At 49.7% G+C, this 22,721-nt stretch carries 19 protein-coding genes and 1 pseudogene; 10 read left to right on the top strand and 10 right to left on the bottom strand.

What is annotated here, in order from left to right:
* Positions 1-3 precede the first annotated feature (3 nt).
* Positions 4-1,374, top strand: coding sequence for a sigma-54 interaction domain-containing protein (locus BUC30_RS01030; RefSeq protein WP_073423120.1), 1,371 nt, complete (start codon positions 4-6; stop codon positions 1,372-1,374).
* On the opposite strand, the gene BUC30_RS01035 is transcribed toward BUC30_RS01030, so the two are convergent.
* From BUC30_RS01035 to BUC30_RS01045, 3 genes are all read right to left on the bottom strand, one after another.
* Complete coding sequence (locus BUC30_RS01035) at positions 1,355-2,185, bottom strand: TraB/GumN family protein (RefSeq protein ID WP_170861479.1); 831 nt, start codon at positions 2,183-2,185, stop codon at positions 1,355-1,357. The two genes, BUC30_RS01030 and BUC30_RS01035, sit on opposite strands and share 20 nt — an antisense overlap.
* A 107-nt stretch (positions 2,186-2,292) precedes the next feature.
* Complete coding sequence (locus BUC30_RS01040; RefSeq protein WP_244536418.1) at positions 2,293-3,045, bottom strand: ABC transporter ATP-binding protein; 753 nt, start codon at positions 3,043-3,045, stop codon at positions 2,293-2,295.
* Between the two features lie 9 nt (positions 3,046-3,054).
* The gene (locus BUC30_RS01045) at positions 3,055-4,026 is read right to left on the bottom strand and encodes a FecCD family ABC transporter permease (RefSeq protein WP_073423124.1); all 972 of its coding nucleotides are present in this window, start codon (positions 4,024-4,026) and stop codon (positions 3,055-3,057) included.
* 130 nt (positions 4,027-4,156) lie between these two features.
* On the opposite strand from BUC30_RS01045, the gene nspC reads away from it, so the two are divergent.
* Together nspC and tsaE are read left to right on the top strand one after the other, a co-directional pair.
* A complete protein-coding gene (gene nspC / locus BUC30_RS01050; protein WP_073423126.1) occupies positions 4,157-5,284 on the top strand; it encodes a carboxynorspermidine decarboxylase in 1,128 nt (375 codons plus the stop codon).
* 116 nt (positions 5,285-5,400) lie between these two features.
* Positions 5,401-5,814, top strand: a complete 414-nt coding sequence (gene tsaE, locus BUC30_RS01055) for a tRNA (adenosine(37)-N6)-threonylcarbamoyltransferase complex ATPase subunit type 1 TsaE (protein WP_073423128.1) — start codon at positions 5,401-5,403, stop codon at positions 5,812-5,814.
* 54 nt (positions 5,815-5,868) lie between these two features.
* Here tsaE and BUC30_RS01060 read toward each other — a convergent pair whose 3' ends face one another.
* The 3 genes from BUC30_RS01060 to BUC30_RS01070 are packed head-to-tail and all read right to left on the bottom strand — an operon-like array spanning position 5,869 to position 8,221.
* On the bottom strand, positions 5,869-6,561 hold the full coding sequence (locus BUC30_RS01060) for a hypothetical protein (protein WP_073423130.1): 693 nt from the start codon (positions 6,559-6,561) through the stop codon (positions 5,869-5,871).
* Between the two features lie 9 nt (positions 6,562-6,570).
* Positions 6,571-7,017, bottom strand: a complete 447-nt coding sequence (locus BUC30_RS01065) for a SufE family protein (RefSeq protein ID WP_073423894.1) — start codon at positions 7,015-7,017, stop codon at positions 6,571-6,573.
* A 7-nt stretch (positions 7,018-7,024) separates the two neighbouring features.
* Entirely contained in the window at positions 7,025-8,221 is a 1,197-nt protein-coding gene (locus BUC30_RS01070) for an NAD(P)/FAD-dependent oxidoreductase (protein WP_073423132.1), read from the bottom strand.
* Positions 8,222-8,345: 124 nt separating this feature from the next.
* On the opposite strand from BUC30_RS01070, the gene BUC30_RS01075 reads away from it, so the two are divergent.
* Entirely contained in the window at positions 8,346-9,662 is a 1,317-nt protein-coding gene (locus BUC30_RS01075) for a pentapeptide repeat-containing protein (protein ID WP_073423134.1), read from the top strand.
* A 78-nt stretch (positions 9,663-9,740) separates the two neighbouring features.
* On the opposite strand, the gene radA is transcribed toward BUC30_RS01075, so the two are convergent.
* From radA to BUC30_RS01090, 3 genes are all read right to left on the bottom strand, one after another.
* The gene (radA, locus tag BUC30_RS01080) at positions 9,741-11,132 is read right to left on the bottom strand and encodes a DNA repair protein RadA (protein WP_073423136.1); all 1,392 of its coding nucleotides are present in this window, start codon (positions 11,130-11,132) and stop codon (positions 9,741-9,743) included.
* A gap of 100 nt (positions 11,133-11,232) precedes the next feature.
* Positions 11,233-15,198: an EAL domain-containing protein gene (locus BUC30_RS01085; RefSeq protein ID WP_073423138.1), complete on the bottom strand. Its 3,966-nt coding sequence runs from the start codon at positions 15,196-15,198 to the stop codon at positions 11,233-11,235.
* A 279-nt stretch (positions 15,199-15,477) separates the two neighbouring features.
* A complete protein-coding gene (locus tag BUC30_RS01090) occupies positions 15,478-16,215 on the bottom strand; it encodes an SDR family NAD(P)-dependent oxidoreductase (RefSeq protein WP_073423139.1) in 738 nt (245 codons plus the stop codon).
* Between the two features lie 306 nt (positions 16,216-16,521).
* Here BUC30_RS01090 and BUC30_RS16250 point away from each other — a divergent pair.
* The 6 genes and pseudogenes from BUC30_RS16250 to argC form a co-directional block, all read left to right on the top strand.
* Positions 16,522-16,713: pseudogene (locus BUC30_RS16250) on the top strand (helix-turn-helix transcriptional regulator); the annotation flags it as partial.
* 6 nt (positions 16,714-16,719) lie between these two features.
* Positions 16,720-16,887, top strand: coding sequence for a hypothetical protein (locus BUC30_RS16255; protein ID WP_244536499.1), 168 nt, complete (start codon positions 16,720-16,722; stop codon positions 16,885-16,887).
* Between the two features lie 40 nt (positions 16,888-16,927).
* Positions 16,928-18,001, top strand: coding sequence for a dual-specificity RNA methyltransferase RlmN (gene rlmN / locus BUC30_RS01100; RefSeq protein WP_012820178.1), 1,074 nt, complete (start codon positions 16,928-16,930; stop codon positions 17,999-18,001).
* Positions 17,995-18,615: a methyltransferase gene (locus tag BUC30_RS01105; RefSeq protein ID WP_073423141.1), complete on the top strand. Its 621-nt coding sequence runs from the start codon at positions 17,995-17,997 to the stop codon at positions 18,613-18,615. The genes rlmN and BUC30_RS01105 overlap by 7 nt, the downstream gene beginning before the upstream one ends.
* Before the next feature lie 189 nt (positions 18,616-18,804).
* Positions 18,805-19,302: a YchJ family protein gene (locus tag BUC30_RS01110; protein ID WP_073423142.1), complete on the top strand. Its 498-nt coding sequence runs from the start codon at positions 18,805-18,807 to the stop codon at positions 19,300-19,302.
* A 119-nt stretch (positions 19,303-19,421) separates the two neighbouring features.
* Positions 19,422-20,387 carry an N-acetyl-gamma-glutamyl-phosphate reductase gene (gene argC, locus BUC30_RS01115; RefSeq protein WP_073423143.1) on the top strand — a complete coding sequence of 322 codons (966 nt, stop codon included), beginning with the start codon at positions 19,422-19,424 and terminating at the stop codon, positions 20,385-20,387.
* Between the two features lie 148 nt (positions 20,388-20,535).
* Here the strand turns inward: argC and BUC30_RS01120 are convergent, their stop codons facing one another.
* Complete coding sequence (locus BUC30_RS01120; RefSeq protein ID WP_073423144.1) at positions 20,536-22,611, bottom strand: transketolase family protein; 2,076 nt, start codon at positions 22,609-22,611, stop codon at positions 20,536-20,538.
* Positions 22,612-22,721: the final 110 nt, after the last annotated feature.

Here is a 22,721-nt window from a genome sequence, read left to right on the forward strand (position 1 = left end):
AGCGTGCGCCCGTCCATCGACTTTTTCACAAAAGAAACTTCGACGTCCTCGTTCATCTTGGACGTCCTTTCTTCTGTGGATAACACCGTCGATGTACACACCCCAACAAGCGACAAGGCTCCCGAAATCGCAGAAGCTTTGCGCAACCCGCTCGCGCCCATCGTCATTTGGGACCTTGATTCTTTCACTGCAAAAAATGCAGAACTGCTTTCGAGACTTCGCGACTTTAGCCCAGATTCCATGATTCTCGCCTACGCGGAATCTCCCGAAAGCTACACCGAAGTTTCAAGCAAACTCTACGACACGATTCTCTCCGTCGAAGCGCTTCGCCTCCACCTGATGAGTAAGATTGCGAGGCTCAAGGAAATTTACAACGCAAAGCGCATTTTCCGCGAAAGAATGTCGCACCTCGTCGGCAAAAGCGAAGCCATGCAGCACCTCCGCAAAAAAGTGGAACGCGCCATCTTGCACACAGGCCCAGTCCTTATTCAAGGAGAATCGGGCGTTGGCAAGGACCTGGTCGCAAGAGCTATCGCTTGCGTTTACGACAAATTCGTTACGGTCAACTGCAGCGCCATTCCGGAATCACTTTTCGAAAGTGAACTTTTCGGTCACACGCGCGGAGCCTTTACGGGAGCGCAAAACGAACGCATCGGTCTTTTCGAAGATGCCAATGGCGGCGCCATCTTCCTGGACGAAATCGGCGACATGCCGCTCCACGCTCAAGTCAAGCTTTTGCGCGTCATCCAGAATCACGAAATCCGCCCCATCGGTGCAAACAAGACGCGACACATCGACGTGCGCATCATCGCCGCTACCAACCGCGACCTCCGCGAAGAAATCCGCGAAAAGCGTTTCCGCGAAGATCTTTACTACCGCCTAAACGTTATCCCGATGCAACTTTCGCCGCTCCGCGACCGCAAAGAAGACATCGAAGACTTGGCGAATTACTTTATCCGCCAGTACGCCCCCGAAGGCGAGCCTTACACGCTCTCGCCAGAAGCTTTACAAAAGCTACAAGACCACAACTGGCCAGGCAACATTCGCGAACTCGAAAACGTCATCCAGCGGGCGCTCTGCTTTACCGACCCAGGCGTTTTACGCGCTGAAGACTTGCAAATTGACGAAAGTTCCGACAACGACTCCACTAGCCTCACCAGCGTCGATCGCGCAGCCATAAAAGCATTCAACGCGAGCAATTACGAAGAATTTCGCGAATTGCAGCTCGACGAAGAACGAGAATTTTTGAAATCGACCATTCGCAATTGCGATGGTTCCGTAAGCCTTGCCGCCGAACGGCTCCGCATGAACCGCACGGCCCTTTACAACCGACTCACACGACTCGGCTTAAGCATTAAAAACGTTCAATCTTAAAACCGCGCTTGCGAAGCGCATCAATCACGTTGTCTTTTTCAAGCGCCAAGTGCGCTACACCGACCACGACAAAAACGTTCCTATCTTCGCGCAAAAAGGTCGCAATGGATTCCGCCATGTTGGCATTGCGATTCACATAAACACGTTGTTCAAAACCATCCTTGAACTTTTGATCGCTAGACAACGATTCATCGCTTTCGTCTTCTTCATCATCTTTGTTCAACAAGCTACGCAATAAATCGTCATCACCCGTTTTCCAGGCATGAATCAAATTACCCACAAGCGTTTCAAAATCTGCAATTTCACGTAAAGTCGTCTTTAAGTAATACACACCCGCCGAATCCGATTCAGTCGTATCAGCAAGCGCGCCAATCTGTTCTTCTGCAGTTTCCAAGCCGACAATGGCCTTGCCATCTGACGCCGCTCTATCCAAAAGCACATAGTCAATCCCATATTCAGGATTCAATCCGGCCTGTTCAAATGCATACGCACTAAGCGTTGTCGCTACAAGCCAGGGACGCATTTTTTCAAATACCACCATAGGAATATCCCAGGACGCACAAAGGCTATCTAAAGTTTTCCACATTTCCGGCGGCAGTATATCGCGAAGCAACCTATCTTCAAGCATTCCCTGCGAAACCGATTCCTTGCCAATCTCCTTCACGACTTCTTCATCGTTCATGTTGAGTTCGACGGCAAGCTCATCCGAACGTGCAAACGCCGAATCAATCACAGGAGCAAGCGGGTACAAAGTCGAATCCGCCAAATGAATGCTCCCGAGCACCCACACCGAAGAATTTTCATCGGACACTTTCCAGAAAAAATGTTTCTGTTCCGAAGAACCCGCCGCACTCCGGTTACCCGCACACGATGACAAGCATAGCGCAACACAAAACACACCAATAGCGTAAAATAAAATCAAAGAGCGTCGCATATTTCCGTCCAGTCTAAAAGTCCATTTTTTCGAGCATCCGCAGCCGAAGCCACCTTTACCGTTCCGCCATTTACAACCATAATCTTATCGCAATAGCGTTCCGCGTATTCCACGGAATGCGTCGAAACAACAATGCCCATTTGGCGTTCCACGGCGATTTTCTTGAGCAACCTAAAAAGCGCATGGCTACGCGGAATATCCAAGAACGCATTCGGTTCATCAAGCAACAAAATTTTCACCTGCTGCGCTACAGCCTCCGCCAAGAACACACGACTGCGTTCACCATCGCTCAATTCTGCAATCGGGCGATTTGCAAAACTGGCCACATCCAAAAGCGCCATCGAATTTTCGACAATGCGGTTGTCTTCTTCCGTACGGCTATCAAAAATTCCCGAATACGGCGAACGTCCCAAGCGCACAAATTCACTCACACTCATTCGCGGGGGCACTGCACTCGACATTCGCACGAGCGAAATTTCCTGAGCGCGTTCACGAGGCGCCCATTCCGTAAGAGATTTCCCTTCAAGCGAAACCTCGCCTGCCACCGGCGCAAGTAAGCCTGCAAAAGTTTTTAACAACGAACTTTTGCCGCAACCATTCTCGCCCATCAAAGCTACAACCATTCCCGATGCAAGCGAAAAATCAAACGGGAATTTCATGGACGGGAGCGCTTTACCATAGCCGACAAGCAAATCCTTACATTCTAGCAAAATGTTCTGCGATTCAGCATTCGTCATAAAAGCCCCCTAAAAACGCGCACCGGAACCGCGCACAAGCACCCACAAAATCACAGGAACACCCACCAGCGAAAGCACAGCATTCAATGGCACCGAAGCCGGGAAGAGCCCGCCCAAAAGCGCAAGTGCCACACCGCACAACGCGGCCCCGGGCAAAAGTACGCGATGGTTCGTCGTCTTGAAAAGCAGATAAGCTAAATGAGGCACAGCAATTCCGATGAACGCGACAGGCCCGCAAAACGCAGTCGTTGCACCCGCCAAAAGGCTCGCCCCGAGCAACACGCAAATCTTGGAACGTTTCACGTTCAACCCAAGCCCATGTGCAAAATCATCGCCCAAAAGCGCCGCATTCAAATACCGCAACGAAACGCCAATCATCACCAATCCCGCAAGCACAGCCACTACAAAAATCCAGACATCACCGAGCGTCACTCGGCCAAAGCTACCCATGCCCCAAGCCACATAAACACGCAGCGACTCCGAAGAGTTCCCAGCAATCAATACGCTCACAATCGAATCGATAAAGTAACCCGTCAAAAGCCCGACAATCAAAAGCACGCCCGTCTGCGCAAAACGCGTGGCAGCAAACATCACGACAAGCGTCACAAGCAGAGCCCCAAGCGCCGCCGAACCCAGCACGCCGACACTACCAAAGCCAATTCCCGCCAAAAGCGCAAGCGCCACACCGAGACTAGCACCACTGCTAATGCCAAGTACAAACGGTCCCGCAAGCGGATTTCGGAACACCGTCTGCAGCGACAAGCCCGACACCGCAAGCGATGCCCCCGCCAAAATCGCAGCAATCATTCGCGGGATTCTCAAGTTCCACAAAATGTTCGACGAAACATCCGCACCCGGGCTAAACAAAGCCTGCACCACATCCGCAAACGGAATGTTCACCGCGCCAAAGCAAAGCGTCGCTACGCATAACAACGCAATCAAAACAGCTAACGCTACAAATCCAATCAATAAACGACGCAAGCGAACCTCCGATTATTCAAACACAACCTTAGAAAATTTCAACAAATTTATAAAAAGCTCCGATTCAATACATCTGAATAATACAAAAAAGCATTTGAGCGACAAGACAATAATTTCTATCTTTCTAACCATGCTCGACTATTCTCAAGTTCCAAGTCCCTGTTTCGTACTTGACGAAACACGTCTCCGCCGCAACATGGAAATCCTCGCCGATATCCAGAACAAGACCGGCGTCAAAATCATCTGCGCCCTCAAGGGTTACAGTTTCTGGCGTTCGTTCCCGCTCATCGGCGAATACCTCGCCGGCGCCACCGCCTCTAGCCTCAACGAAGCACGCCTCGCCCGCGAAGAGATGAACAAGGAAGTCCACGTCTTTGCACCCGTCTACGAAGACGACGAAATCGACGCCATCCTCGATGCAGCGGACCATATCACGTTCAACAGCTTTTCGCAGTGGCAGCGATTCAAGGACAAAACGCTCGCCCACGGCGTGAGTGCCGGCATCCGCGTGAACCCGGAATTTTCGACAGTCGAAACCGACATTTACAACCCTTGCGGTAAGTTCTCCCGCCTCGGCGTGACCGAAAAGGAATTCAAGCCCGAACTCCTCGACGGTATTGACGGGCTCCACTTCCATGCACTTTGCGAACAAGATGCCGACGCCCTAGAAGGCGTTCTCGCCGCATTTGAAAAGCACTTCGGCAAGTACCTCCCGCAAATGAAGTGGGTAAACTTTGGCGGTGGCCACCACATCACACGCAAGGACTACCACCGCGATGAACTCGTGCGCATCCTCAAGGATTTCTCCGCACGTTACCCGCACTTGCAAGTCATCATGGAACCGGGCGAAGCCATCGGCTGGCAAACCGGCGAACTCGTCGCAAGCGTTGGCGACATCGTCCACAACGAAATGGATATCGCAATACTCAACGTTTCCATCAGCGCCCACATGCCGGACTGCCTCGAAATGCCTTACCGTCCAAGCGTCATCGGCGCCGCATTCCCGGGCGAAAAGGCACACACGTATAAGCTCACAGGCAACTCCTGCCTCGCCGGCGACCAGCTCGGTGATTTCTCGTTCGACGAACCGCTCAAGGTCGGCGACCGCATCATCTTCGAAGACATGATCCACTACACCATGGTCAAGACCACGTTCTTCAACGGTGTGCGCCACCCGAGCATCGGCAAGTTCGACGAAAACGGCAAGTTCCACCTGCTGCACAAATTCACGTACGAGCAGTTTAAAGAGAAATTGTAATTGACAACGCCACAGTAATTAGTTAGTAGTCATTAGTTCTTAGTCGCATAATCGCGCCATAGGCGCCAAATATAAACTACAGACCAACGACCATTGACTAACAACTCCATTTCATTATGCTATTCCATTCTGAACAAGACACATACAACTGGGCGCTTGGATTTGCGAAGGAACTCAAGGTCGGCGACAAAGTCGCCCTCTACGGGAACCTCGGTGCAGGCAAGACCGTCATTAGCCGCGGCATCTGCAAAGGGCTCGGCTTCGAAGGCACAGTCTGTTCTCCGACCTACACAATTCTCCACGAATACCCGAACAACCCGCCTATTTTCCACTTCGACCTTTACCGTCTCGAAGGCGGCGCAGACCTCTATGAAGTCGGTATGGATCCGGACTATCTCGAAAGCGGCATCAGCCTCATCGAATGGCCCGAGCGATTAGAAGAAAACGACGCAGGCATCACCCACGTCGTTAAAATCCAAATCGTATCCGAGACCGAACGAGAAATTACATTAACAGTCGTTGGTCATTAGTCGTTAGTTATTAGAAATGCTATTGACCAATGACCATTGACTACAGACTAAAACTTATTGCGCCTTCTTGCGCTTACCCTTGCGAGCAAGTTTCTTGTTCGCTTTTTCAATAGAATCAGCAACGGCTTTTGCACGGAGTTCAGCAGCAACCTGAGCCAAGGAATCCGCAATAGCCTTTTCTCTAGCAATCGAATCGGCACGGGCAGCGGCAGCAGCAACACTAGCCTTGACAGCTTCGTTTTCAGCAATGTTGTTCCAATCCTTGCGGTCACCCTGATTCAAGAGCATCGGGCCCTTGTAATCCTTCACAACGTTGTATGCAGCAACCGTATCACGGGCAGCCATAGCGCCCATAGCTTCAGCATACAAGTCCTTCTGCTGGTTGCGCAAGTCTTCGATAGCACCCAAGCGGTTCTGGCGGAGGATTTCCATAGTATCGCTCACAAAACCCAAATCCCAGGTTTCGTTGTAGCAAGATTCAGCTTCGACATACTTTGCCGCATCCGTTTCTGCAGCTACAAACAAGGCGTCGCACTTAGCAAATGTATCGGCACTTTTTTGCTTAGCATACTGGTAGTAATAATAACCACCTACGATTAAACCGATGAGTACGAGCAAGAACACACCGTCCTGCCAGCCCATAATCGGCGCCTGCGGAAGCTTCGGTCTACCATTGATTGTTTCACCGGCTTCCAGTTTTTCTTCAGCCTCGTCAAACGGGCTTTTTCCATTCAAGAAACTAAACATAGAGTCGTCCTATTTTTTTGAAATTGCGTCAAAGACGCGTGCGTATAAATAAATCTGTTTCAAAAGGCTTGCAAAACCGTTCGAACGCGTCGGCGAAAGCCCGACATTGAGTCCAATCTTCTGGAAAAACGTCGGATCCACCGAAAGGATATCGGCAGGAGCCATGTCGTTGAAAATCTGCAAGGCAAGCGCACCGAGACCACGGCTAATCAGCGGGTTCGTCGTACCGCCTTCCACATCCATCTCAAAATGAATTTTTGCACCATCAAACTTCGGCACCAGATACATTGTCGAGGCACAACCCTGGATAATGAACTTTTCCGCCTTGAGGGAGGCATCCATTCCCTTGTGCTCACGAGCCAAATCCAAGAGGAACTTCCACTTGTCATCCGGATCTGTGAACGATGCAAATTTTGCTCTAATCTTTTCTTGACGATCAACAATACTTTCAGACATAATCATACTAATGCAAAAAAGAACGCATTTTCCAAATTACAGACGGGCAAGACCAAAGCACCGCCCAGAAAATTCTAAGTAGAGTCTGCTTTTCACGCGGGAGCTTCGAGAGGCGCATAGCCGCCTTGTCAAACTGTTCATCCTTGATTTTTGCAAGCCCGGGCTTTGCTCTCGCAATTTGCAAATGAGACTTTCCGAGCTTAGCCATCCAACGATCAAGGACAGAAGCTTCAATACGGGCACGAGCGCCATCGTCCGTTGCATTCAGCCATTCATGAACCGCTTCTGCAGTAATCTTTCCGCTAAGGAGCGCTTCAACAATTCCCGAACGGCTCAACGGATTCACGCAACTAGCCGCATCGCCCGCCTTAAAAAGACCACACTTGGCAAGCGGCTTATCAGACTGCCCGCAGGCAATCATGCCACCATAAATCGCCTTGATTATGGCATTCGGGTAATGCGTCGCAATAAAATGTTTGAGTTTTTCACGCAAAGGCATATCCGGCTTTGCATCCTTCGAAAGCACAAAACCGACATTCACTTCCTTGCCATCACGCGGGAAAATCCAACCGTAACCACCTTCAAATTCGCTTCCGTAAAGCAAATCGATATGGTCACGTTCGTGTTCAATACCTTCAGCCACAGCAAAAATGCCCGGTTCCAAATCAGTATCACCCGATTCAATCCCTTCAAGGCACGGAATACCACGCGTCAGGCGACAGCCAGGACCACTGGCATCAATAAAAGCCTCAGCCGAAAGCAAAAACTTTTCTCCGCCCACCTGGACATTCAAATTCCAGCCTTTTTCAGCCTTTTCGATGCTTTTCACAAGCGCATCAAAACGGCATTCCACGCCCACTTCGACGCAAGCATCGGCAATCGCATGGTGGAATTTCGAACGATCGAGCAGACGACCGCAGTCCTTGCTGTAAAATTCAGCCTTATAACCCTTAGGCGACGTAAAATAGATACCCGAAAGGCTTCCACGCACCCAAGATTCATCAATAGGCCACAAATCGTTCAAACGATGGGTCGATACCGCTTCGGCACAAAAAATGGGTTCCTTCCAGGGTTCCTTTTTGTCCAAAAGCAGGATTTGTCCAGCACCGCCCGTCAATTTTCCAAGCTGGTAAGCAGCCATAAGACCGGCCGGACCTGCCCCGCAGATCACCACTTTGTAAGAATTTGAACGAAAACAAGTCATTTCAACGTAAAATTAGTATTTATTTGGTCAGTTTTTATTTTTCATTGTTAGTTTTGCAATTTTTTTAGTTATTTTAGGGCTATCCGTTATTTGATTTACTTTTTTTCATAAAGGGAATTTGACTATGAATATGAAGAACGTCTATAAATTTGGTCTCTGCCTCCTTGGTGCTCTCGCGCTCAACGTGTCTGCACAGGACTTCAGAGGTAAGGACCTGAACACTTCCTTCCGCGACAAGCGTATCGACAACTATCAGTTCCAGAAGGCAAGAGCTGTCAAGGGCGTTACGGACTTCCAGCGCTCTGCCGGTGAATCTCCGGACTTCGAAGAAGCAAACCTTCCCGAAGTCTCTTTCCGCAATGCTGTGATTAGCGGAGCCAACTTCGAAAAGGCAAACCTCAAGGGTGCAACGATTAGCGGTGCAGACATCCGTTCTGCAAACTTTGAAGGCGCAAACCTCGAAGGCGCAAACCTCTATCGTGCAACGCTTCTCGATAGCAAATTCCCGAAGGCAAACCTCAAGAGTGCTCGTCTTGACGCTATGAAGGTCTCTGACGAATGCGATTTCAGCAAGTCAGACCTCACTCAGGCATCTGTGATGGACATGGACCTTACCCGTGCTGACTTCAGCAAGGCAAACCTCACCAACACGAACTTCTCCCGTTCCTTGATGGCTAACAGCGACCTCCGCAAGACCACCATGGAAAAGACGGACTTCACAGCTTGCAACCTCATCGCTGCAAACTTCTCCGGTGTGAAGCTCAACAACGTAAACTTTGCTAAGGCAGGTCTTTCTCAGGCTGACTTCGACGGTGCAACGTTCAACAACGTGAACCTCCAGGAAGCTGACCTTTCCTTGACCACGTTCAATGATGTCGACCTCTCCAGAACCCAGCTCCAGAAGGCTAAGTTCGCCCAGTCCAAGGTCAAGAACATGAAGTTCAACAACCAGGACTTGAACGGCGTCATCTTCGACAAGGGCGAAGTTTCCAAGAGCTCTTTCGACAAGACCAAGCTCAACAAGTCTTCCTTCTTCGATGCGAGCGTCAGCAAGAACGTGTTCAACTACGCTGAACTCATGAAGGCAGTCTTCGACGGTGCTTATGTATTCAAGGACATCTTTGATAACGCAGACCTCACCAAGGCAAACTTCGCAAACTCCACCATCGAACGCTCTGCATTCAACAACGCTCAGCTTTCTGGTGCAAATTTCTCTGGTGCTAAGCTCATCAAGGTTACCTTCACCAACGCCAAGATGGAAGGTGTCAAAATCGACGCCGACACCAAGATGGAAGACGTAGACTTCTCTGGTGCAGACCTCACCGGTGCAAAGATTGAAAAGTTCACCGCCAAGCGCGTGATCTACAACGAAAGAACAAAGTTCCCCAGCGGTTTCGATCCGCGCGCATTCGGTTTCTCTAGACCAGGCGAAAAGCGCTAATAAAGCCTTTCAATAACGGAATATAGGGACGCTCACTTGAGCGCCCCTTTTCTTTTGCCCTTTTGCGTCAAAGGAGCCTTACTTCTTGTCCATGAGCCAGCTTATCGCTTCGGACAGAGAATGAACCCGCACAACCTTCATCGAACCCATATTCTCAGAAAGCTTGCAGCTCGCCGGCACAACCGCCTCCGTCATCCCAAGGCGGCTCGCTTCCTTGAGCCTCTGGTCTAAAAGACTTACGCCACGCACCTCGCCCGACAGTCCAAGCTCTCCAATCGCAATCGTCTGCCGCGAAAGCGGGATTCCCAAATGATTGCTCGCCACCGCTAACGCAAGCGCCAAGTCCGACGAAGCATCATTTACCTTCATGCCACCAGCTATGCTCGCAAACACATCCGAGGCGCCAATCGTCACACCACCGAACTTTTCCAAAAGCGCAAGGATAATCGTAAGTCGTTTCGGGTCTATCCCTGCCGCTACACGCTGCGGCACTGCAAAATTCGTCTGGTTCACAAGAGCCTGAGTTTCGAACAGGAGCGCCCGAGAGCCTTCCATTGTACAGCAGACAGCACTCCCCGGAGTCGGCGGAACCCCCTCCTGCAAAAAGACCTTGCTCGGGTTCAGCACAGGATTCAACCCATGACTCGTCATTTCAAAAACGCCAATTTCATCGGTAGCGCCAAAGCGGTTCTTGATAGTCCGCAAAAGCCTATACTGGTGATTACGGTCGCCTTCGAAATAAACAACCGTATCGACCATGTGCTCCAAGATTCTCGGTCCAGCAATCTGACCGTCCTTCGTCACATGACCAATGAGAATCGTGATGCATCCGGAATTTTTGGCAAAAACCATCAAGTCCAAAGTGCATTCACGCAGTTGTGTTGCACATCCGGGCGTCCCAGCAAGGTCGCTCTTGTAAACAGTCTGGATGGAGTCTATCACAAGAACCTGAGGCTTTACCTCTTTTGCCTGTTCCAAAATCTTTTCGAGATTCGTTTCGCAGAGGAGCATCATGTCGCTCCCCGAAACATTCAAGCGTTCACTGCGAAGTTTTACCTGGCACGCACTTTCTTCACCACTCACGTATAAAGCCTTGACTCCCGCCGCATTCATCGTCGCAAGTGTCGTGAGCACAAGCGTCGACTTACCGATTCCCGGGTCACCCCCAATCAGCACCAGGCTTCCCGGCGCAAAGCCACCACCAAGCACACGGTCAAATTCCGAATTCGCCGTGCTCAAGCGCCGCGTATCTTCTGTCGCCACATCCTTGAGCAGCACCACCTTATGGACAGGCCCGCCAAGCCCACGTCCCGTGCGCCCAGCCCCTTCAGTAATCCGTTCAATGACATGTTCCTTAAGCGAACTCCACGCCCCGCAAAACGGGCACTTGCCAGCCCACTTCGGAGTTGTATTGCCGCATTCCGTACAGAGATACTCAATTTCTTTCTTCGACTTGTTTAGTGCTACCATGAGCACTAATATAATAAAAGTAGAATGTCAAAAGGTGACAATATACGGAAAATTTCCCGTCCATAGGACGGGAAATTGACTTTTGCATGGAGGAAAAGCTTTATATCAATTCATTTTTGGCATGCGTAACATCCGAAACGGTAATGATGTACTTGTTAGAACCATTATACAGCGCTTTTGCGCGAACGAACTTCACATGTCCATCTTCAAGCGTCAGAGTTCTGCCATAAGTTTCACCAGAAGCACTATTTCGATTAGCCCGTTCCATAAACGTTTCCACAGAGCAAAGCGGCATCTGGAACAACTTACAGAGATTCTCTATCGAATCAGAAATAGACCTTTGGACATACATAGGCTTACCTTCAAGGCAAGAAAGACTCAGTAGCCTATCCGTATTGCCATCGAGGTAGATGATCTGGTCATACAGATTCAAAACGACCGCATCCGTCAATTCCTTGTAGGCTTCGACATCCGTATTATTTTCATTCTGGAGTTTCAAAATCACGTCACCCGTATCCGGGTCTGCCATCATGTCAAAAGTCGATTTGATGGAGAACCATCCATTCTTCAAATTATAATTCAAGTTCAGCGAAGGGACCGCTCGCTTATTCGCATAGGCAAGAATCAACTTTTCACGGGTATAGGCAGTCGTTTTTTGAAGATTGACGCTATCCTTTGACATCAATTTCACCAAATAGTCAAAGTGGGCGTCATAAGTGTACTTACCCGTAAGTTCTTTCGGAATATACGAAATACCGTCCATCCTGATTACCGGCGAATTCCTCGTGAGATTCCAGAACAAGTATCCCTTGTATCCCGGCTCATACGACTTGGTATGGGTCGCCTCACCAGACGCCATGAACAACTTGAAAGCGTTCTTTCGGCCAAAGTAATTCTTTAATGCCATATCGTCTTCGGAGACGAACACCGACAAAATGCGCCCATACGGAGTATCCCTAAAGAAACGTCCTACGTGGTAAATTCGCTTGACTGTACCTTTCTTAGTCTTGATGCGATAGGTTGTCTGCGTCGGCAAAGCGCTGCCACTGCGGAACAGAGTTTCAAGAGTTTCATCAACGGCAGCATAATCTTCTGGAAGAACAGCCCCCTCAAGCTTATTACCCGCCAGACAGCGGAAATCATCAACACTGTCGCAGTCAAAAATTTCAAGCGCACGGCCATTCACATACAGGATATCCCCACTGACAGCTTCCAAAAGGATAACTCCACCCGGGACGTATTCCATATAGTTTAGAGCAAGCTGGTAGAGCAACTCCGTATTCTTGATGGCTCCGTCAATTTTGGACTTGACTTGTTCCTTGTTGCTGATAGGCGTCAAGATAAACTGATAAGCCCCTAAACGGACGCCTTCCTTCGCAAGTTCCATGTTATCCGACATCACGACAAAAGGAATCTGGAATTCACGCTTTTTCCCTCTGAACTTCTGGATGATCTTAAAGCCATCAATTTTAGGGAGGGCCGCATCGATTAAAGCTATCGAAATCTTATTACCATATTCCAGCAAAATATTCAAGACCTGTTCACCATCTTCGGCAAACAACAGATTGTAATCTGACCTTAAAATACCTTCAAGAATGGACCTGTTCGGCAAATTGACCGTCGCAAGCAAAATAGTCTTTGCTTCTACTGGGAACTTTACGACATTTTGAGAACCAGACGAACTGTCTTCAGCGCTCACATGAGTATTGCGAAACGACATGTCGTAAATACGGGCGCCATTGATATCGGCAATCAACCGACCCGTCAAAAAAACGTAGGTTCCGTGAGTGGCGTAAGTCACCTGCTGAGGCGCCCTGTATGCCGCCTGCTGTATTTCACGGAGTTTGTTGTAAACCGGGTTTTTCGGGTCGTTGCAAGCATCCTCGGCGTCCTTGAAACCGCTAAAGCCAAGGCTTTGGAGCTGTTCTTCGTACTGCTTATTTACAAACAGGAACTTGAACATACCATTTTCAAACGACATGACCGCTTTAGGCGTATCCACCAAATAATCTAGGCTACCGAGCCTAGAATAGATGAGACGCGATTTCGGGTCTTCAATATGCATCCCCATAGCCGCCATGTGTCTAAGCGTCTCTTTTAAAGGCATGGGTTTTCCGTAATAATAGCCCTGGACCTTTTCGCAACCAATGCCCTTCAAGAACTCCATTTGCTCCTTGGTCTCGACACCTTCGGCAAGAGTCTTAAGCCCAAGGTTTTTCGCCATACGGACCGTCGAACGGATAATGGTGCGCGAGGCCTCGTTGAAATTCGAGAGGAACACCATGTCAATCTTGAGTTCATCGAACTTATAGTCCTTAAGCGTATTGAGCGAAGAATAGCCGCTACCAAAATCGTCCATCCAGACTTCGTAACCGGCCAAACGGAATCTCTGGATTTCGCTTTGGACATAGGAATCCGAAGCCATGATGCTTTCCGTAATTTCAACGCGAATGTAATCGCGATCAATCTTGTACTTGTCTAGCGCACGTTCGACAACTTCAAAAATATCACAGCCGATAAAGTCCAAACGCGAAAGGTTAAAGGACACAGGGACAATTGTTTTTCCTTCATCCAGTTCCGCTCGCATTTCCTTACAGACAATGTTAATGACGTGGCTATCAAGCTTATGGATCTGGCGAGATTCTTCGAGAGCGCCAATAAAGACCGCCGGATTCAAAAAACCATATTGCGGATCCACCCAACGGGCCAGCGCTTCCATACCGCAGAAAGTTTCCGTAATCGTACGGACCACCGGCTGGTAGTAAACCTTGATGTAACCATTATTTATAGCCTCGTCAATGTGGTTTACCACGTAATTCTGCAGCACAAGCGTCTTGCGCAAATCTTCATCGTAATAACGGAAAAAGTTATCACTAGACTGTTTCTGAACCTTGCATGCAATCTTAGCCTTTTCGCAGGCATCGACCATCGTTTCAAAATCATCAATCTTACAGACCCCGATGTTCACATCCATCGAAATCTTGGAAACGACACTCTTGACATATTTGCGGATTTCACAAAGTTTTTTCTCGATGTTTTTCATGTCAGCAACGACCGTAAAATGGTCATTCGCCATGCGACAAATCAAGTTATTCGGGAATACTTTTTTTAGCGTTGCCGCAAAATTGAGCAAAAATTCATCGCCCTTGCCGTAGCCATTGGCGTTATTGTAGAGTTTCATCCCGACAATGTCAAAGAATACGACAGAAGGAGTTCCTCCGGCAATCCGGATATCGGTAACATAGCTCTCGCCACGCATGCGGCAATATTCCATATTCGGAAGTCCCGTCAATGTATCAAAATAACGGTCCGTCCTTTCACTTATCCTATGGAAAATCGCATCCTTGCCATGCCACTTGATTAAGGAAGCTTTCAAAATCAAGTCACCGCCGGTACGGGAATTCGGAACAAGGACTTCGCCCTTTTCTAGAACCTCGTCAAGTGTGATAAGCTGGACTTCATTGGGGTCAAAGAAATACTCTTCAAACGTAATGCCGGAATCAAAAGCTTTTACAGGCGTCCAAACTTTATCAACAGACGCACTGAGCATATAGATTTCATGAGTTTTTGCATCGACAATGACAAAAGGCTCTACGCTGTCATTGTTCAAGAACTCCATCAAGCCATTATCGAATTCATTGCGAAAATCTCTACATGTTTCACAAGCGGAAGTCACATCGTCATAAATAACGATTGCACATTCTGAACCATCATCCAAAACACGATGGTAACCTTGGGCGTGCAATGTACGGTATTCGTCTTTGCCATACAGTTTTTGGCGATAAACAACCTCGTAGCGCCCATCCTTGGATTTTGCAAATTCTTTAGCCTTAGTCGCTACAAAAACAATGTCTTCACGATGGACATCCTTGTACATGTCCGTATCGAGGAACTTCAACAAATCTTCACGTGTACAACCAGGAGCCTGCCAACGGATAAGCCCATCAGAAACAAGAATAGTCTGAATATGACCATCTACAAATCGGTAGACAGCAAGCGGAACTTCGGAATGCTCCAATTCATTCCGTATCCCCTCAGGAATCTTTTTTTCACCAGCATCAGACATATAACCACACGCCTCCGCAACGAAGGATTTTACATCCCATAACGGTCCAAAACCACTCCCCTCCCAAGATCCCCCCTAAAAGCTAAAAATAACCTTTATTTATTAAAATAGCATAAATTTTTAAAATTCGCAAGTTTTACAAAATATTTTTGTATCAAAATTAAAGTATTGTTGTGACCGGCAGCACATGTTGTAAATCAAGAAAATCTAGCATTAGAAAAATCCCGCATTCCATGCGGGATTAAACATTCGCCATTCAGGCAAAAAAACTAATAACGATTAAGCGAAGACGTTGCGACCAGCGTCTACAGCTTCAGCAATACTCTTGCCCACGTAATCCTGGGCGCTAAACCAGCGACCACTCTTCTTGTCATCGAGAAGCACGCTCACAAGAGCTCCCGGAATAACAGTTTCAGGTGCGTTCGGAGCGTTCGGACCGCCGAGGTCCGTACGGAGCCACCCCGGATCCATGACATTCATCATCACGTCCGTACCGTTCAGCTTGCAAGCAAAATCCTTCACGAACTTCGTGAGAGCAGCCTTAGCACAGGCGTAAGCGGCAAGTTCCGGTTCATTGGCAATACCGCTCGTCGTGAGCTGCATGCGACCAAAACCGCGCTTGATCATGCCCGGCAAAAAGTGATACACAATTTTCATCGGCGCAAAGAAGTTCACCGCCATCGCCTGGCGGAAGTCATCCATCGTGTTCGTCGTATAATCGGAAAAATAGTGGCTCATGAGACCGGCATTATTAAATACGAGGTCCACCTGTACGCCAAAGGAATCGATTTCGGCAAGGGCAGCATCAATTTCAGCTTCGTTTTCGAGATTACAGCCCACAGCCTTCACTTGTACACCATACGGAGCAAGTTCTGCAATGACCTTTTCGGCATGGCTCTTGTCGCGCCCCTGCAAAATGAGGTTTGCACCGAGTTTAGCCATTTCGATAGCGATGAGACGACCGACACCACGGCATCCACCTGTTACCAAGCACCATTTTCCTTTTACATCAATCATTCCGTATCCCTTTGCGCAACGCGCGATAAATATGTCCCTACGGAAAAATAATCAAACCTTTTTGAATAAAAACAAACGAATGAAACGTTTCTGTATACAAACGTAAAAGATACCCAAATTTTTCACTCGTTTTTCGATACGAAAATTCCCGTTTTTTAGCCAAAACAAGTGTTTTCCGAGGAAAAAAACTCATCGTCATTTTATGACATATGTTTTTAAGAAAATCAAAAGATTTCAAAGTTTTACGTCTTTTGCAAACTATCGCATGCACAAAAATTTTGTGTTTTTTCGTAAAATTATAGCCCGATGAATTACGAGACACTCCTATTCCATGAAGCCATACGGCTTCTTATAATTTCGGTTCGACAAAAACAGCAGCACACGCAACAATCGCTGTCCATCGAATCAGGAATTTCTAGACAGTTCATATCGCAACTGGAATGCGGGAAGCGAATTCCATCGATAGATACACTCTGCCAACTCGCAATTGCGCTGAAGACAAGTATGGGGTCACTCATGGCAGAACTAGACCGCATTTACCAGCACCTGTTCCGGCAAAGACAGGCAAGACAGAACGACAATACAGAGGATTATTCCGCACGGAGCGCCGCCGATACACGCACCCCAAGCCTTGAATACATCCGCAAGGCGAGGGGGTTAGACAAGCCATAGCCCTTAACAAAAAGCTTAAAATTTTCTATCTTTACAGGACATGGAATGGCAGCGCAATATAAAAACTTTGACAACCGACGAGCTCAAAGCTTGGCTTCGGGATGTTGACGAAAAGCCCTACCGCGCCGACCAAATTCAAAAATGGCTATTCTGCCAGCAGGTGCGTAGCTACGATGAGATGGTAAACATCTCCCCTGCCCTCCGCGAAAAAATGGCAAAACAGTTCACGCTTTGCGGTCTCAAGGAAGACCAGCGTTCTGTTTCTGTCGATGGAACGGTCAAGTGGCTTTTTGAGACCGAAGACGGTCACCATATCGAAACCGTGATGATCCCGGCAAACGGTCGCTATTCCGTTTGCGTTTCGACCCAGGTCGGCTGCGCCATGAACTGCGCATTCTGCCGCACCGCCAAGATGGGATTCACGCGTAACCTCGAAGCAGGCGAAATTCTCGAAGAAATCATCAACGTCAACTGGTACTTGAAGGACAACGGCTTCATGAACGAAGAAGGCGGAGTCGCCCAGGTGACGAACATTATCTTCATGGGCATGGGCGAACCGCTCAACAACCTCGAGAACGTCCACCGCGTCTGCTGCACGCTGCACAACCAGAAACTTTTCAACATGGGCGCAAAGCGCATGACCGTGAGCACTTCGGGTGTCGTCCCGAAGATCAAGGAGCTCGTGGACAGGAACACGCCCTGCTGCCTCGCGGTAAGCCTCAACAGCACGAACAACGAATACCGTTCATCCGTGATGCCGGTAAACAAGACTTGGCCTATCGAAAAACTTTTGGAAGCGGTTGACGAATACATCCGTCGCACCGATAATTATGTGACGTTCGAGTTCGTGCTCATCCAGAACATCACCTGCACGCCCAAGGCCGCAAAAGAGCTCATCCGCATCTGCGCCCCGCGCCGCGTGAAGGTAAATGCCATCGTGCTAAACGACGGCGATGACCCGACGCTCCACGCCCCCACCCCCGAAGAGGTGGAAGATTTCCTCGCCGCCGTGCGAGCAGCTGAAATTCAAATAACGATCCGCAATCCACGCGGTAGGGATATCCTTGCTGCGTGTGGACAATTAGCGTACAAAAAGGAAGGTAAAGAATGTTAACGCAAAACCTCCCGGAATTCTGGGATAATCTTTATGCCGAAGGCAAGGACTACTGGAATTTCAAGAAGGCTACTCCAGCCCTGATTGAATTTTTTAAGCACCCATCCTGCCCTGCTGAGGGCTCCGTGCTGATTCCAGGTGCCGGGTTCGGCTACGATGCCGAAGCATGGGCTTTGCGTGGACACGAAGTTTTGGCAGTCGACTTTGCGCCGACCGCTGTTGATGAACTGGACCACTTGAGCCGCAAGCACAAGAACTTGCGCTCCCTCGACCTCGACTTGTTCACCCTTTCTCCGAAGGATGCCAAGCGCGGCGGTCAGCAGTTCGACATCATTTATGACTACGGCACGTTCTCGGCTATCCATCCGGGTCGCCGCGACGAATTCTTCGAAGTCTGCTACAAGATGATGAAGGACGATGGCGTGTTCATCTGCCTCATGTACCCGCTCATGAACGGCAAGACCATGCAGGGCCCTCCGCACTGCATGAGTGAAGGCGAACTCATGGCTCGTCTGGACGGTGTGTTCGACATTGTTGAACGCATCAAGCCCACGAACAGTATTCCGGGCCGCGAAGGCAAGGAAGAATTCTGGCTCATGAAGAAGTGCCTGTAAAGCCTTTGGTCATTAGTCAATGGTCTTTAGTTATTAGAATTTGAGTCCGTTGTAATTTTAGCTGTCATGCCCGCCTCCGAGCGGGCATCTCTTTTTTCTAGACTTTGTGCTTGTAAAAAAAGCGCGATAGACTCCACAGGCGCACCATTTTTTTGTATTTTTAGCCCAGTTTTTTATAAGGATTTTACTATGGCTAACGATTTATGCCCGTGCGGTTCTGGCAAAGCATATTGCGACTGCTGCGAACCGATTATTAAGAAGACCACTCTCGCCCCGTCCCCGGAAGCCCTCATGCGCTCCCGCTACACCGCTTATGCCAAGCACGAAATTGCATGGCTCAAGGATTCCCTCGAAGCCACCCAGCGTGACGACTTTGACGAACCGAGCGTAGAAGCTTGGAGCCGTGAATCTGAATGGCTCGGCATCGAAATCAAGCAGACCAAGACCGAAGAAGACAAGAACATCGGCTGGGTCGAATTTGTCGCTCGCTTCAAGCAGGGCAACATCACCCGCAACCACCACGAACTTGGTGAATTCCACAAGGTCGGCGGTGCATGGTACTTCTATGATGGTCGTGCAGTGAAGCAGGAAACTGTCCGCCACGAAGGTCCGGTTGTCGGCCGTAACGACCCGTGCCCGTGCGGTTCCGGCAAGAAGTACAAGAAGTGCTGCGGTGCGAATAAGTAGGAAGTTAAGAATTCTGAGTTACTAGAATTTCATAACAAGAATTTCTAGTAGCTGTAATCTATAAACTAATAACTTAATAATCCTAGTAACTATCAACTATTAACTAGTAACTAAATCAAATGTTCAAGATATTCGTAGATGGCGAAGCAGGGACCACTGGCCTGCAAATTTTCGAGAGACTTGCCAACCGCAACGACCTGGAAATTCTCAAGATCAATCCAGAACTCCGCAAGGACGTGAATGAACGCCAGAAGATGATCAATGAATCAGACGTGACGTTCCTTTGCCTCCCGGACGCAGCGTCCATGGAAAGTGCCTCCCTCTGCACGAATCCGAACACGCGCATCATCGACGCCTCCACGGCTCATCGCGTGAACCCGGCTTGGACATACGGTATGCCGGAACTTTCTGCTGAACAGCGCGAAGCGATTTCCAAGAGCAAGCGCATTGCAAACCCTGGTTGCCACGCCTCGGGATTTATCCTCGGCGTCCATCCGCTCGTTGCCTCGGGAATCCTCCCGAAGAGCGCAAACCTCGCCGCCTACAGCATCACCGGTTACTCCGGCGGTGGCAAGAAGCTCATCGCCGAATACGAAGCCGAAGACGCCCTCAGCCACAAGGCTGGTGAATCGAAGGCTATCATGGCTCCCGCCCCGTACGCGCTTGCGCTCGCCCACAAGCACCTCCCCGAAATGAAGAAGTACTGCGGACTCGAAAACGTTCCGTTCTTCAACCCGGTGCTTGGCCCCTACTACAAGGGTATGGCCGTGACGGTCGCCATCTTCCCGAACATGCTCACGAAGAAGATCGGTCCGCAGGACTTGACCGAAATCCTCGCCAAGCATTACGAAGGATCGAAGTTCGTGAAGGTCCTGCCGTACGAAGCCGCTCCGGTGCTCTTCAACGGCCGCTTGGACCCCACGGTCTGTAACGACACGAACAACGCTCGCATCCAAGTTTTCGGCAACGAAAACATCATGCAGGTCACGACGATCATCGACAACCTCGGCAAGGGTGCTAGCGGCGCAGCTATTCAAAACATGAATATCGCGCTCGGTCTCGACGAAACGATCGGTTTGGTCTAGTCCACAGAATTATTCTAAAACGAACACCGGCTCACTAGCCGGTGTTTTCTTTTTATACAAAAACAGACCATTAGACTTTGAAACGTTACAAACAAAAAAAAACGGCACCGTCAGGTACCGTTTTCAAATTTTCGTTTGTACTCGCTAATTAAGCGTTAGCTTTCTTGAAGTCTTCGACGTTCTTGGCGTATTCAGCGAGGTATTCCTTAGCGGCTGCGGCAACAGCTTCCGGAACGTAACCGAATTCCTTTTCGAGGACGCCTGCCGGAGCAGATGCACCGAAGCGTTCGAGACCGGAGACCTTACCGAAACCACCCACGACCTGGGCGAACAAGAGCGGAAGACCGCTAGACTTTGCAAACACTGGAGTCCACGGAGCGATGATGCTATCGCGGTAGGATTTCGGCTGCTTGAGGAAGAGAGCCGGGCTGATCATGGAAACTACGCGCACAGACTTGCCTTCGTCGCGGAGGAGTTCAGCTGCCTGGTGTTCGAGGAGAACGTCACTGCCGTTTGCAACCAAAGTAAGATCCGGCTTCTTGCCTGCGGCAGTGTTGTCGCTGACAATGTAAGCGCCCTTACGGCAAGCCTTGGCAGCTTCGTAGCGGTTTTCACCCGGAAGCGTGTTCACGACCTGGCGAGTGAGGATGAGAGCCGTCGGGCTGTCGTTGTTTTCGAAAGCCATTTCCCAGGCAGCGAGAGTTTCATAAGCGTCAGCCGGGCGGAGCACGAGCATTTCGGCCTTGCCGCTAGCCTTCGTGAGGCTTTCGAGCAAACGAATCTGCGTTTCGTGTTCAATCGGCTGGTGCGTCGGGCCGTCTTCACCCACGCGGAAGCTGTCATGCGTAAATACGTACTTGACCGGGAGGCCCATGAGTGCGGCCATACGGATTGCCGGCTTCATGAAGTCACTGAACACGAAGAACGTTGCGCAAATCGGATAGAGACCGCCGTGGAGAGCGATACCGTTTGCAATGGCACCCATCGTGAGTTCTGCAACGCCGACCTGGACAAAAGCACCCTTGAAGTCGTTAGCGCGGAAGATGCCCGTCTTGTCGAGGAATGCCTGCGTGTTGTCGGAGTTTGAAAGGTCAGCAGAGCTGCAGATGATGTTGTGATAATTTTCGGCGAGGTAGCCAAGAACCGTACCGCTAGTGACGCGAGTGGCAACACCTTCCTTGATGTTGAGCTTGGAGAGGTCGATCTTGAGCCCCTTGCCCGAGAGCCATTCGTTGAGGGTAGCGGACTTTTCGGCGTTAGCCTTGTCCCAAGCAGCCTTAGCCTTCTTCCATTCGGCGACCTGCTTGCGGAGTTCGTTTGCGCGTGCTTCGAAGCCAGCCTTCACATCGTCAAAGACCTGGAACGGATCGTCCGGATTGCCACCGAGATTCTTGACCGTAGCAGAGGTCGAAGCACCTGCGGCATTGAGCGGCTGACCGTGCGTAGAGACTGCGCCTTCGAAGCTCTTGCCGTCTTCAGCGATTGCACCCTTAGCCATCGTGGTGTGACCATAGACGAGAACCGGCTTTTCGGTTTCTGCCCAAGCGGCCTTGAATGCCTTGCGGAGTTCTGCAATGTTGGATCCGTCGCATTCGATAACGCGGAAGCCCCAGGATTCGTACTGACCAACGAAGTCGTGGTCCATCACGTCTTCAGTCTTGCAGCTGAGCTGGACCTGGTTAGCGTCGTAGAAGAAAATGAGGTTCGAAAGCTTGAGGTGACCTGCAATGCGGCCCACGCCGTATGCGATTTCTTCTTCGAGACCGCCGTCAGAAACGAGGCAGACGGTCTTGTGTTCGAGGATAGAGCCAAAGCGTTCGACCATGAAGCGTTCGGCGATAGCGCCACCGAGAGCAATGCCGTGGCCGATACCGAGCGGGCCCGAGGAGTTTTCAATGCCGAGGGCGACATCGACTTCCGGATGGCCCGGAGTGCGGCTGCCAAGCTGGCGGAAGTTCTTCACGTCTTCGAGCGTGAGGCGGTTCGTGAGGACGAGTTCGGAGTAGAGGAGCGGACTCATGTGACCCGGGTCCATGAAGAAGCGGTCGCGAGCCATCCAGTTGGCATCGTCCGGATCGTAACGCAAGAATTCAGCAAACAAAAGCGTGATGGCGTCTGCGGCGCCCATGGCTCCACCCGGATGTCCGGACTTGGCCTTCTGCACCATTGCGGCAGAAAGGATACGGACGTTGTCAGCTGCTTTTGTAACTAATGAATCTTGCACGGTCTAACCCCTTTAGAGTTTTGTTTTTACGCGGCAAATTTAGTTTTTTCTTGTGAAACTCTCAAGGTATATTGTCAAATGAAAAGCCCAAAGCAATAAAAAGTTATATT

This window comes from Fibrobacter sp. UWB7, assembly GCF_900142945.1.
Classification (GTDB): domain Bacteria; phylum Fibrobacterota; class Fibrobacteria; order Fibrobacterales; family Fibrobacteraceae; genus Fibrobacter.

Bases quoted from the DNA above. Each gene is read 5' to 3' on its own strand.
- BUC30_RS01040 (WP_244536418.1), bottom strand. From the start codon at position 3,045: ATGACGAATGCTGAATCGCAGAACATTTTGCTAGAATGTAAGGATTTG.
- nspC (WP_073423126.1), top strand. From the start codon at position 4,157: ATGCTCGACTATTCTCAAGTTCCAAGTCCCTGTTTCGTACTTGACGAA.
- tsaE (WP_073423128.1), top strand. From the start codon at position 5,401: ATGCTATTCCATTCTGAACAAGACACATACAACTGGGCGCTTGGATTT.
- BUC30_RS01060 (WP_073423130.1), bottom strand. From the start codon at position 6,561: ATGTTTAGTTTCTTGAATGGAAAAAGCCCGTTTGACGAGGCTGAAGAA.
- BUC30_RS01065 (WP_073423894.1), bottom strand. From the start codon at position 7,017: ATGTCTGAAAGTATTGTTGATCGTCAAGAAAAGATTAGAGCAAAATTT.
- BUC30_RS01070 (WP_073423132.1), bottom strand. From the start codon at position 8,221: ATGACTTGTTTTCGTTCAAATTCTTACAAAGTGGTGATCTGCGGGGCA.
- BUC30_RS01075 (WP_073423134.1), top strand. From the start codon at position 8,346: ATGAATATGAAGAACGTCTATAAATTTGGTCTCTGCCTCCTTGGTGCT.
- radA (WP_073423136.1), bottom strand. From the start codon at position 11,132: ATGGTAGCACTAAACAAGTCGAAGAAAGAAATTGAGTATCTCTGTACG.
- BUC30_RS01085 (WP_073423138.1), bottom strand. From the start codon at position 15,198: ATGTCTGATGCTGGTGAAAAAAAGATTCCTGAGGGGATACGGAATGAA.
- BUC30_RS01090 (WP_073423139.1), bottom strand. From the start codon at position 16,215: ATGATTGATGTAAAAGGAAAATGGTGCTTGGTAACAGGTGGATGCCGT.
- BUC30_RS16255 (WP_244536499.1), top strand. From the start codon at position 16,720: ATGGGGTCACTCATGGCAGAACTAGACCGCATTTACCAGCACCTGTTC.
- rlmN (WP_012820178.1), top strand. From the start codon at position 16,928: ATGGAATGGCAGCGCAATATAAAAACTTTGACAACCGACGAGCTCAAA.
- BUC30_RS01105 (WP_073423141.1), top strand. From the start codon at position 17,995: ATGTTAACGCAAAACCTCCCGGAATTCTGGGATAATCTTTATGCCGAA.
- BUC30_RS01110 (WP_073423142.1), top strand. From the start codon at position 18,805: ATGGCTAACGATTTATGCCCGTGCGGTTCTGGCAAAGCATATTGCGAC.
- argC (WP_073423143.1), top strand. From the start codon at position 19,422: ATGTTCAAGATATTCGTAGATGGCGAAGCAGGGACCACTGGCCTGCAA.